Source organism: Ruegeria sp. BHSA123 (assembly GCF_059613425.1).
Window position 1 is genome coordinate 1 of sequence record NZ_JBXWSL010000079.1, and the last position, 11,011, is coordinate 11,011.

An 11,011-nucleotide genomic window follows, 5' to 3' on the forward strand; every position below is an offset into this window, starting at 1 on the left:
CATCCCCGCGCTGCCCTCATGCGCACAGTCCCAGAACATGATCCCAGCCTTCGGAAACAGGTCCGAAATCGGCATCATCGCCGAGCCAATGATCCCAAACGCATGCTCAATTCCATGCATCTGCAAAACCTTAACAAAGGCCTCTTCCGTCGTCATCTTCATAGGGGTGTTTCCTTATCTTCAGAACGCTAAAGCGTTGGTAAATTACAGTATTTCGTCTCTTAGGTAATAGCCGACATACGCCATGCGCTGACCCAGACGGCGGAAGGGTGTCAGGATGCCGTGACTCGGAAGCGGGGACGTGAAGATCGGCAGGGCAAAGGCCTTGTCTTTCTTGCCCGCGATCAGCTGTGCCATACGACGCCCGGCCTGAGCCGAGTACATCACGCCGTTGCCACCATATCCCATCGCGTAGAACACGCGCTGTTGCGGGTCCGGTTGAAAGATACGCGGCATCATATCGTGGCTGACATCGACCCAGCCCCACCACGAGTAATCGAGGTTGATATCCGTCAGCACCGGAAACTTTCGGGCGAGGCCCTTTTTCAGAAGCTCCAAATGTTTTTCGTTCTCGGCGTCTCGTCCTGTTACCGCGCTGCGGCTGCCGATCTGCATCCGGTTGTCAGGCAATAAACGATAATAATGGCGCAGGGTGCGCGTGTCCGTCAGGGGCGATTTGGTCTGAATGCCACACTCATCCAGTTCGGCCTGGGTTAGGGGCCGTGTCACCATCGAGTTGGACAGGATAGGCATCAGGCGGTGCTTTGTGCGCGTGTTCAGACCCGGTGGGGTATAGCCCGCGGTTGCCAAGGCCACCGTTTTGGCGCGGACGATGCCGCCCGGTGTGCGCAGGTGATGCACGCCGTTCTTCGTCTGCCATCCCATGACCGGGCTGCCGGTGTGAATTTTCACCCCCAGACGACGCGCCATGTTGACGTAGCCGAACGCCAGTTTACCCGCATGGATGCAGGTCCCGTCAGGTTCCCACATGGCACCTGCGGCCTCCATATCGCGCACGTGCTTTTCATGCAGCTCTTCCCGAGAGAGGATGCGCGAGCCGTAGCCGAACACATCGTTGAGCAGCTTGCTCTCTTTCTTGAGGGACGGCATGACCTTGTCGCGATGCGCGATGTAGTAGTGGCCGCCTGGCTGCGGGTCGCAATCGATATCATCCGACGCAATCAGATCGTTGAACAGCTGAAACGCTTCTGTGACCTCGGCATGCATGCGCTTGGCCACGTCCGTTCCCCACCGTTCGATCCATTGCGACCGCTTGAGCCGCCCGGATGAGATCTGGGCCTGCCCGCCATTGCGGGTGGAGCAGCCCCATGAGACGGTATTTGCTTCTAAAACAACAGCTTGAATGCCGTGTTCCTTGGCAAGATGAATGGCGGTCGACAGACCGGTATACCCCGATCCGATCACCACCACATCCGCATCCATATCGCTGGACACAGGTCCATCATCGGCCGGAGGTGTTCCGGCCGTTCCAATCCAATACGTGGGCGCGTGGTCGCGATTGTGACCCGGACCCGCATCAATGATCGGGTCATATTTGGGGTCATAACTGGCCTTAGGCCAGTGACGCGGGATGCTGTTATCCACCATTCTTGTTTTTCTCCGAGGCTGCGCGCAGGGCGGCGGATCAGGCTTTGAACATTGGGCGCGCTTTGCGAAGCGCCTGTTTTACAATGATTTTACCGTCACGAACGGTGAACAGATCCGCACCTTCGGCTTCGATCCGCATTCCGTTTGCGTCGGTTCCCGTGAAGGTCCACTCGGATACAGCACGATCACCGTGGACAAAGTGGCTGTGATGGTCCCAATGGGCGTCTTTCATGCCTGCCCAGACGCCCGAAAACGCGGCGGCGATGGCTTCGGCACCTTCAACCTTGTTGCCGTATTTCTCGTCACCGGCCACGGTGTAGAACACGCAGTCGTCGGCGAAGTGGGTCATCACGCCGTCGATGTCGTGGCGGTTAAACGCGTCAAACGTATCCGCCAGGTCCTGCGTGGTCAGGGTTTTGTTCATTTTGTACTTCCTTGTCAGTGGGGTTGTTACATTTCGTCCGGGTTCGGAACGATCAGTGTCGGGATCCTGGAGCGCCGCAAAACGCGTTTTGCGACCGTGCCCAGGAAGGTATGCGAAAAGCCGTGATCATGCGCGCCCAGCACGATCAGATCACAACCCAGTTCGACCGAGCGGCGCAGGATCACTTCTGCCGGATGGCCATCAGTCACCTCGACCGAGGTGACCTGATCGCGAATTTTCCCGTCGTCGCCGTCGAACTGCGCCCAGAACTTGGCTTGCCGTTCGGCCAGAACCTTGCGCACCATCTCGTGACGACGCTCAATGGCGGTCTTGCGGGTCTCTTCGTTCATGATGAAGATTTCCATCGTGATCTTGGCGTCGTCCGACAGGGGTTCATTCACGTGCAACACGTGAATCTCCGCCCCGGTGGCCTGCGCGATGCTTGCGGCATGGCGCATGGCGTGACCCGAGTTTTCGGACAGGTCGGTGGCAAACAGGATGTTGGAGACCATCTGTTTCATGTCGTCATCCTTTCAGATCAGTAGCCAAACAGCCGTGGAAGCCACAGCGACAGTTCAGGGAAGAAGGCGATAATGAAGATCGCCACCGTGTTTGCCGCCGCAAAAGGCAGCGCGCGCAACGAGATCTGTTCGATCGAGATGTTCGAGATACCCGATGCGATGAACAGGTTCTCGCCCAGCGGCGGGGTCTGGAACCCGATGCCCAGCGTACAGACCATCACCACGCCAAAGTGGATCGGATCGATACCAACCGAATACGCCACCGGCAGCATTACCGGAACAAGGATCAGGATGGTGGCCAGTGTTTCCATGAACATGCCGACGAACAGCAGGAAGAAGATGATCAGCGCCCAGATTACATAGAGGTTGTCGGTGAAGCTGAGCATCGAATCTGCGATGATCGCCGGGATCTGGTTTTCCACCAAAAGACGTCCGAACACCGTAGCGGTGAACAGGATCAGCAGGACGCGACCGGTCAGCCATGTGGTGGCTTCAAGCGACTGGAACAGCGACTGCCAGGTCAGTTCGCGATAGATGACCACCCCCACGAACAGGGTATAGAAGATCGCGACGATTGCAGCCTCGGTCGGGGTGAAGAAGCCGGTATAGATACCGCCCAAGATCACCAGCGGCGCCATCAAAGACCAGAACCCGCGATACATTTCGCAGCCCACATGGCGGATCGACCAGCCTTCGGCGACGCCTTTGTAGCCGCGCTTTTTCGACATGAAGTAGTTCAGGATCAGAAGGCTAGTGGCGATCAGGAAGGCGGGTACGAACCCGGCAATGAACAATTTCGAAATCGAAACCGACTGGAAGGTGCCGAATTTCTCGACCGCTTCGGGCGGCGGGGCCATACCGAGCGCGGCAATGCCGAAGATCACCATCGGGATGGAGGGAGGAATGATAATCCCGAGGCCGCCAGAGGACGCAGTGATCGCCGAGGCATAGCCGCGCTCATAGCCGCGGTCGATCATTGCCGGGATCATCAGCATCCCAACAGCCGCGGTTGTTGCCGGGCCCGAGCCCGAAATTGCACCAAAGAACAGACAGGCCATGACCGTTGCGGCCGAAATACCACCGGTGAAAGGACCGGCCAGACTTTCGGCAACGTTGATCAGGCGTTTTGAGATACCGGCAGCCTCCATCAAGGCCCCGGCGAGGATAAAGGCTGGCAGTGCCATCAGCGGGAACGAGCCCACGGATGTAAAGGCGATCTGCACGAATTTGATCGGGTTATCGCCTAGATAGAGAAACGAGATCAGCGACGCGACACCCAGCGCCACCGTGATCGGCGCGCCAATGAGCAGCAAGAACAGAAATGATCCAAACAGGACCGTGACGATTTCGGATTCCATGATTTAACCCCCTGCCCTTAGGATTTCTTTGCTGCTTCGGTCGCAGCTTTGATTTCGTCGAGGTCGATCTGATCGGGATCGTGAATGTCCTCGCCTTTGACAAGGCGTAGGTAATTCACCTGAATGATGCGGACGGTCATCAGCGCAAACGCGATGGGCAGCACCATGTAGATATACTTCATCTCGACACCCAGGGTCTGGGATTTCCAGAACTTGTTCATCTTGTTGAAGACAAAATCTGTCGCCAGATAGAGGAAGTAGACATTGAAGAAGAGCCAGAAGAGATCGGCGAAGGCTTCGATGTACTTGATCGCCCCCTCAGGCAGGAACTTGAACTGGAATGTCACGCGGTTATGCGCCCCTTTCAAGGCGGCGTAACTTGCGCCGAAATAGACGAACCATACGAACATGTAGACCGAGAGTTCTTCGATCCAGCTGACCGAAAAGCCGAAGACTTCGCGCGCGATGATCTGCACGAATAAAAGGCAGACAAAGCCGGATAAGAGTATCCGGCAGATGACACTTTCTATGTTGTCCAGAAATTTCCAGAACATGTGGTTTCACTCCTCCCTGAGATGAGAAGAGCGCCGTGGCGCTCTTCCCGGTATCGCTCTGCGGCGATTATTGCTGCACCGGCTCGCGGCCAATGGCTTCCAGAACGGTGTTCAGTTTTTCGACGCCACCGATGGAGTCGTAGAACTGGGGCCATACGGCACCTGTCGCCAGTTCGATGAACTCGGCTTCGTCGTTTTCGGGATCGATGATCTCCATACCTTTGGCGGTCAGCTCTTCCTTGATGGCGGCTTCGGAATTCCGCAGGAACTGTGCGGAAGCCAGGGTGGCTTCCTGTCCCGCTTCAAGGATAATTGCCTGATCTTCTGCGGACAGGTCCTGGAAGACCGCTTCTGAAACGATCAGCGGTTCGATCGAGAAGATGTAACGCAGGTTGGTGACGTGGTCCTGAACCTCGTAGAACTTCATCGCGTTGATGGTCAGGTAAGGGTTGTCCTGCCCGTCGACCACCTTGGTTTGCAGTCCGGTGAAGGTTTCCGACCAGGCCATTGGCGTCGGGTTGATGCCCCATGCCTTGTAGGTTTCGATCATGATCTCGTTCTTGGGAACGCGGATGACCAGATCCTGAAGGTCGGCAACCGATTTGACCGGCTTTTTCGAGTTGGTCAAGCGACGGAAACCGGTATAGGTCCAGCCGATGATGCGCACGCCGGCATCACGGATGGTGTTTTCGACCAGTTCCTGACCGATTGGGCCCTGAGTCAGCTTTTCGGCATCTTCCAGGCTGAGGATCACGTAAGGCAGCGTGAAAACACCGACCGAGGGCGAGAACGGCGTGATGTTATTGATCGCCAGCAGCGACATATCCAGCGTGCCGATCGCCGCCTCGTTCACGGTGTCCTGTTCGGACCCCAGCTGACCGTTCAGGAACAGCGTGGCGGTGTGGGCACCGCCCGATTTCTCTTCCAGCGCCTTGACGAAGGCGATGCCCAGAGCTTCCTGTGCGCTTCCTGCGCTATCGCCCACCGCGATCTTGAAGTTCTTCGCATCAGCCGTGCCTGCAACCATCAGTGCAGCAACGGAAACGGCGGCGCTGATGGTGCCAAGCTTTTTGATAAATGACATGGATGTCCTCCCATTTGTCGTGTTTCGAGGTGCGCGATGGCCTGGGGAGAAGGTGGCCAGTCCGATTCTGCCTCGGCCACAAGAGGCTATCTTGCCAACATGGTTTCGTCGTTGTTAATATTTGCGCGAAAGGTTTCACAAATGTCGAACTTATAATATGAGACAGAACCCACTGGCCACCCGCATCGGGGACACGGACATTCGCCTTCTTCGGGTTTTCAAAACCGTTGCGGAAAGCGGAGGGTTTTCGGCAGCAGAAATTGAGCTCAACATCGGGAAATCAACAATCTCGAAACACATATCGGATCTGGAACTTCGGCTGGATCTGAAGCTGTGCAACCGTGGCCCGGCGGGTTTTTCCCTGACTGAAGACGGCGAGAAAGTGCTGGCCGCGACAGAAGACCTGCTGATTTCGGTTTCGCAGTTCAGAACCGAAGTCAACGAGATCAAGCAGCAACTGGCAGGAAGTATCCGCGTGGCGCTGTTCGATCAATGCACCACGAACCCCGAAGCGCGCCTTGCGCGCGCCATTCACAGCTTCAACGAAGCCGCCCCTGCCATCCAGATCGAGTTGTCGATTGAACCGCCTAACGTCATTGAGACCATGGTTATCAGCGGGCAGCTGGATGTCGGGATCATCGCCCTGCACCGCCCCTCGGCAAGCCTGCATTATGCGCCGCTTTATGGGGAAAACATGTTTCTGTATTGCGGGCAGGCCAATCCGTTGTTCAGCCAGTCCGCTGACACGCTGAGCTTGCGGGACATTCAGGCGTTCAACTATGCGGGTCTGAACGTGAACTCGCCCAACCTGATCTACGGCCAGCAACTGGGGTTTCGGCGCGCCGCCAAAGTGCAGAACGAACAAGCCCTTGCAATACTTATTCTGTCGGGCAGCTATCTGGGCTTTCTTCCGGACCATCTGGCGCAGGAATTTGTTGATAAGGGGCTTATGAGGCAGGTGATGCCGCAGGAAATCAAATACAGAACGCGCTTTGCGGCGGTGACGCGGAAACAGCCGGATCCGACACGCGCGGCCAAACTGTTTCTGGAAACCCTGCTGAGCGTCCATTCCGAAGTGCCCTGAGCCCGGCCTCGTCGCCTGTTTGCGCGAGGGCACCCCGTTTATTAACCGAAGACATGCGCCAGCCGGGGGCGCACGGCCGCGCTTGTCGTGTCCACTAGGGCGAAAGGCACGGGGAAAATTGGTCGAAAACGTCTGATTGAAAACAAATTTGACTTGGCAATTCCAGTTTGATTTCAATCGGCGAAGACCATCACCTCTTGCCCCCAGATAACCGGAGAGCTGCATGTCATCCGACCCTGTTGCCGCCTTGCGCAATCAAACTGATCACGAGGCGCAATCATGAGCCGCGATGCCTTGCTGCAACCTTATCAGCTAAAGCACCTGACGCTGAAAAACCGGATCATGACAACCAGTCATGAACCCGCCTATCCCGAAGGTGGGATGCCGACGGAACGCTATCGTGCCTATCACGAGGTGCGGGCCAAAGCGGGGGTTGCGATGACCATGACGGCGGGGTCGGCCGTTGTCAGCCGCGACAGCCCGCCTGCGTTCAACAATATCCTGGCATACAAGGACGAGGTGGTCCGCTGGATGGCGGAGCTGACGGATGCCTGCCATGCCCATGGCTGTGCGGTGATGATCCAGCTGACCCATTTGGGGCGGCGCACGGGCTGGAACAAGGGTGACTGGCTGCCGTCCCTGTCGCCGTCGCACGACCGGGAACCAGCGCACCGGGCCTTTGCCAAGAAGATGGAAGATTTCGACATCGCGCGGATCGTGACCGATTACGCCGATGCCGCCGAACGGATGCAGGCCGCCGGGCTGGATGGAATTGAATTGCAGGCCTACGGTCATCTGATCGATCAGTTCTGGTCGCCGATGACCAATCGGATGGAGGCGCCCTTTGGAGGCAATCTGGACAACCGGATGCGCTTTGGTTTCATGGTTCTGGACGCAATCCGCGACCGCGTCGGGAGCGATTTCATCATAGGGGTCCGTTACACCGCCGATGAGGTGGAAAAGGGCGGCATAACCGAAGCGGAAGGGCTGGAGATTGCCCGAAGGCTGCGCGACAGCGGTCAGGTCGATTTCCTGAACATCATTCGCGGGCGTATTCATACCGACCCGGCCATGACGGACGTGATCCCGGTTCAGGGCATGAAAAGCGCACCCCATCTGGATTTTGCCGGGCGGGTTCGGGCCGAGGTTGGGATGCCGACCTTTCACGCCGCGCGCATTCCCGATGTGGCGACGGCGCGGCATGCGGTGGCCTCGGGCCTGCTGGACATGGTCGGCATGACCCGCGCGCATATGGCAGATCCGATGATCGTTGCCAAAATCCGGGCTGGACGGGAAGAGGACATCCGGCCCTGTGTCGGTGCCACTTACTGTCTTGACCGCATTTATCAGGCGGGTGAGGCGCTGTGTGTCCACAACCCGGCCACCGGGCGCGAATTGTCGATGCCGCATCTGATCCCCGCCGCTGAAACGCGCCGCCGCGCGGTGATTGTGGGCGCAGGCCCCGGCGGGCTTGAGGCGGCGCGGGTCGCGGCCGAGCGCGGGCATGACGTCACCGTTATTGAGGCCGCCCCCGCACCCGGCGGTCAGGTGCGGCTGACCGCGCAGTCCCCGCGCCGGGCCGAGATGATCGGGATCATCGACTGGCGCATGGCCCAATGCGCCGCACGCGACGTGACATTTTGTTTCAACACCTTTGCGGACGCCGATGCTGTAACTGCGCTTGCGCCGGACATGGTGGTGATCGCAACCGGCGGATTGCCCGAGGTGACGGTTCTGGAGGCGGGTAACGATCTGGCGGTTACTGCCTGGGATATCCTGACCGGTGATGTGCGCCCCGGCGACAATGTCCTTATCTATGACGATGCAGGGGATCACCCGGCCCTGATGGCGGCTGAGGCTATCGCGCAAGCGGGGGGGCGGGTAGAAATCATGACCCGAGACCGCAGTTTTGCCCCCGAAATCATGGGGATGAACCTGGTGCCCTACATGCGCGCCCTGCAAAAGACCGGTGCCGAGTTCACAGTCGCCCGGACGCTGAAATCATTGGTGCGATCAGGCAATCAGCTGGAGGCAGCCATTGGTACGGATTACTCAGACCTGATAGAAAAGCGCCTGTATGATCAGGTGGTTGTCAATCAGGGTGTTTTGCCGCTGGATGATCTGTACTTCGATCTGAAACCGCTGTCGCGAAACTTGGGCGCCGTGGATTATGAAGCGCTGGTCGGCGGGTCCGGCCCCGTGTTTCCGCAATCGGTCCCAGAGGCGGGGTTTGATCTGTACCGGATCGGCGATGCCATTTCATCACGCAACACGCATGCCGCCATTTATGATGCGCTGCGCTTGGGGCTTCGATGGTGAGGCCATTGAAAAACCCCCCGGCCAAGCACGCCACAAACAGCTTTTCACCTGACAGTCAGTCAAAGGACCGGACATGAGCAACACAGAGGTCATCGAAACCGTTTGGATTCCCATGCCGGACGGCGCAAAACTTGCGGCACGGCTTTGGCTGCCCGGCTCGGCCCGAGCAACGCCCGTTCCCTGTGTTTTGGAATACATCCCCTATCGCCGCCGGGATCGCACCCGCATGCGGGATGAAAGCATGCATCCGCATTTCGCCGCTGCAGGCTATGCGTCGATCCGGGTGGACATCCGCGGCTATGGCGACAGCGACGGGATCCCCGAGGATGAGTATTCGCATCAGGAGATTCAGGACGGGCACGACATCATCCAGTGGATTGCCGATCAGGACTGGTGCGACGGAAATGTCGGAATGTTTGGCAAAAGCTGGGGGGCGTATAACGCCTTTCAAGTGGCCGCTACCCGCCCGCCTGCGCTGAAGGCGATTGCGCCGGTGATGGGAACGGATGACCGCTGGCGCGAGGATATTCACTTTTACGGCGGCTGTCTGGCCAATGACAATTTCTGGTGGGGCTCGATCATGCAGCTGTACAATGCCATGCCGCCCGACCCCGAGATTGTGGGCAAAGATCGCTGGATCGACATGTGGCGCGCACGGTTGGAGGGGGCTGAATTCTGGCCCGCCATGTGGCTGGAACATCAGACCCATGACGACATATGGCGGCGCGGTTCGATCTGCGAAAACTACGCGGATGTCGATGTGCCGGTGTATTTCTTTGGCGGATGGATGGACCTGTATCGCGACACTCCTTTCCGCATCGCGGAACACCTGAGCGGGCCGGTCAAGATCCTGATGGGCCCCTGGGCGCATCTGTACCCGCAAGAAGGGGTGCCGGGGCCCCGGGTCGATTTCGTCGGCGAGGTGATCCGGTTCTGGGACCATTGGCTGAAGGGGATCGACACGGGCCTGATGGACGAGCCGCCCTTGCGGTTTTTCCTGCAGGACAGTGCCGCCCCGTCCGGAACACATGTGCACCGCGACGGGCAGTGGATCGAGGAGCCAAGCTGGCCATCGCCACATGTCAAGGACCAGCCCTTGTGGCTAAATGACGGAACGCTGGACGCCTCCGCCGGGTCGGGCGGGGAGATGTCGGTTTGTTCGCCGCAGAATTTCGGGGCCGCAGCGGGCGACATGTGTTCCTTTGCAATACCCGGAGATATGGCGGCAGATTGCCGGATCGAAGCCGCAGGGGCGCTGCAATTCAAAGCAGAGCCACTTGGAGAGCCGATCGATATTCTGGGCCAGCCCTCGGTAGACCTGACAGTTTCTGCCGATCGGGCGCAGGGTTTTGTTGCGGCCTTGCTGGTGGATGAGGCCCCGGATGGCGCGCAGACATTGATTGCACGCGGGTTCTGCAATCTGACCCACCGGATCAGCGACACTGAACCGACACCGATCACACCCGGCGAAGACATGCACGTGACTGTCCCGCTTTATGGAACCGGTTATCGGGTGTTGGCGGGTCATCGCATCGTTCTGCAAATCGCGTCCGCCTATTGGCCGGTCCTGTGGCCAGCGCCCGAGCCGGTTACGCTGACGATCCAACCCGGCACATCGCGGCTGATCCTGCCCGTGCGCAGCCAGCATGATGACGCGCCAGCCCCACGCCCCTTGCCCGAACCTCGGGGTCCCGACGTCGCCCCGCGGAAGACGAACGTTCGCTCCGGTTCGATGGAGCGTTCGGTCCACACCGATCTGACCAATGGCGAGGTGACACACAGGTATTTCCTTGACGGGGGTGTCTTTGGGCCGGTGGGCGATATTCGCCTCGACGATATCGGCACGGTGCTGAGCGATATGTCGGATCGACGCTATACCATCCAGCCGGATGATCCGTTGTCGGCAGTAGCCACAATGGAGCAAACCGCCGGTTTCGACCGCGAGGGGTGGTCCGCCAAGATCTGGACCTGTTCCGAACAAAGGGCGACTGCGACCGAATTTCACCTGACCGCTCGCCTAAAGGCGTGGTCGGGTGACGACCTGATCTTTGAGGAAGAA

At 58.6% G+C, this 11,011-nt stretch carries 10 protein-coding genes; 3 read left to right on the forward strand and 7 right to left on the reverse strand.

Annotated features, from left to right (window positions below; all coding sequences use genetic code 11):
- The 7 genes from AC2FNC_RS18540 to AC2FNC_RS18570 all read right to left on the reverse strand — a co-directional run.
- Positions 1-162, reverse strand: a 162-nt coding sequence (locus AC2FNC_RS18540) for a thiamine pyrophosphate-binding protein (RefSeq protein WP_496716214.1), incomplete at its 3' end; no start/stop codon positions are given.
- Between the two features lie 42 nt (positions 163-204).
- A complete protein-coding gene (locus AC2FNC_RS18545; protein ID WP_496716210.1) occupies positions 205-1,608 on the reverse strand; it encodes an NAD(P)/FAD-dependent oxidoreductase in 1,404 nt (467 codons plus the stop codon).
- A gap of 37 nt (positions 1,609-1,645) precedes the next feature.
- Complete coding sequence (locus AC2FNC_RS18550; RefSeq protein ID WP_480625450.1) at positions 1,646-2,032, reverse strand: nuclear transport factor 2 family protein; 387 nt, start codon at positions 2,030-2,032, stop codon at positions 1,646-1,648.
- A gap of 26 nt (positions 2,033-2,058) precedes the next feature.
- A complete protein-coding gene (locus AC2FNC_RS18555) occupies positions 2,059-2,553 on the reverse strand; it encodes a universal stress protein (RefSeq protein ID WP_480496051.1) in 495 nt (164 codons plus the stop codon).
- 17 nt (positions 2,554-2,570) lie between these two features.
- A complete protein-coding gene (locus AC2FNC_RS18560) occupies positions 2,571-3,911 on the reverse strand; it encodes a TRAP transporter large permease (protein ID WP_480496053.1) in 1,341 nt (446 codons plus the stop codon).
- A gap of 17 nt (positions 3,912-3,928) precedes the next feature.
- A complete protein-coding gene (locus AC2FNC_RS18565) occupies positions 3,929-4,465 on the reverse strand; it encodes a TRAP transporter small permease (protein ID WP_480496055.1) in 537 nt (178 codons plus the stop codon).
- A 67-nt stretch (positions 4,466-4,532) separates the two neighbouring features.
- Entirely contained in the window at positions 4,533-5,549 is a 1,017-nt protein-coding gene (locus AC2FNC_RS18570; protein WP_496716211.1) for a TRAP transporter substrate-binding protein, read from the reverse strand.
- A 157-nt stretch (positions 5,550-5,706) separates the two neighbouring features.
- Here AC2FNC_RS18570 and AC2FNC_RS18575 point away from each other — a divergent pair, with 157 nt between their 5' ends.
- The 3 genes from AC2FNC_RS18575 to AC2FNC_RS18585 form a co-directional block, all read left to right on the forward strand.
- Positions 5,707-6,633 (forward strand): LysR family transcriptional regulator, encoded by a 927-nt coding sequence (locus tag AC2FNC_RS18575; RefSeq protein WP_480496059.1) that lies wholly within the window; start codon positions 5,707-5,709, stop codon positions 6,631-6,633.
- A gap of 279 nt (positions 6,634-6,912) precedes the next feature.
- Positions 6,913-8,952 carry an oxidoreductase gene (locus AC2FNC_RS18580; protein ID WP_480477509.1) on the forward strand — a complete coding sequence of 680 codons (2,040 nt, stop codon included), beginning with the start codon at positions 6,913-6,915 and terminating at the stop codon, positions 8,950-8,952.
- A 73-nt stretch (positions 8,953-9,025) separates the two neighbouring features.
- On the forward strand, positions 9,026-11,011 hold a 1,986-nt coding region (locus AC2FNC_RS18585; RefSeq protein ID WP_496716213.1), incomplete at its 3' end, for a CocE/NonD family hydrolase.

Excerpts from the sequence above, each read along its gene's own strand:
- AC2FNC_RS18545 (WP_496716210.1), bottom strand. The coding sequence starts at position 1,608 with ATGGTGGATAACAGCATCCCGCGTCACTGGCCTAAGGCCAGTTATGAC.
- AC2FNC_RS18550 (WP_480625450.1), bottom strand. The coding sequence starts at position 2,032 with ATGAACAAAACCCTGACCACGCAGGACCTGGCGGATACGTTTGACGCG.
- AC2FNC_RS18555 (WP_480496051.1), bottom strand. The coding sequence starts at position 2,553 with ATGAAACAGATGGTCTCCAACATCCTGTTTGCCACCGACCTGTCCGAA.
- AC2FNC_RS18560 (WP_480496053.1), bottom strand. The coding sequence starts at position 3,911 with ATGGAATCCGAAATCGTCACGGTCCTGTTTGGATCATTTCTGTTCTTG.
- AC2FNC_RS18565 (WP_480496055.1), bottom strand. The coding sequence starts at position 4,465 with ATGTTCTGGAAATTTCTGGACAACATAGAAAGTGTCATCTGCCGGATA.
- AC2FNC_RS18570 (WP_496716211.1), bottom strand. The coding sequence starts at position 5,549 with ATGTCATTTATCAAAAAGCTTGGCACCATCAGCGCCGCCGTTTCCGTT.
- AC2FNC_RS18575 (WP_480496059.1), top strand. The coding sequence starts at position 5,707 with ATGAGACAGAACCCACTGGCCACCCGCATCGGGGACACGGACATTCGC.
- AC2FNC_RS18580 (WP_480477509.1), top strand. The coding sequence starts at position 6,913 with ATGAGCCGCGATGCCTTGCTGCAACCTTATCAGCTAAAGCACCTGACG.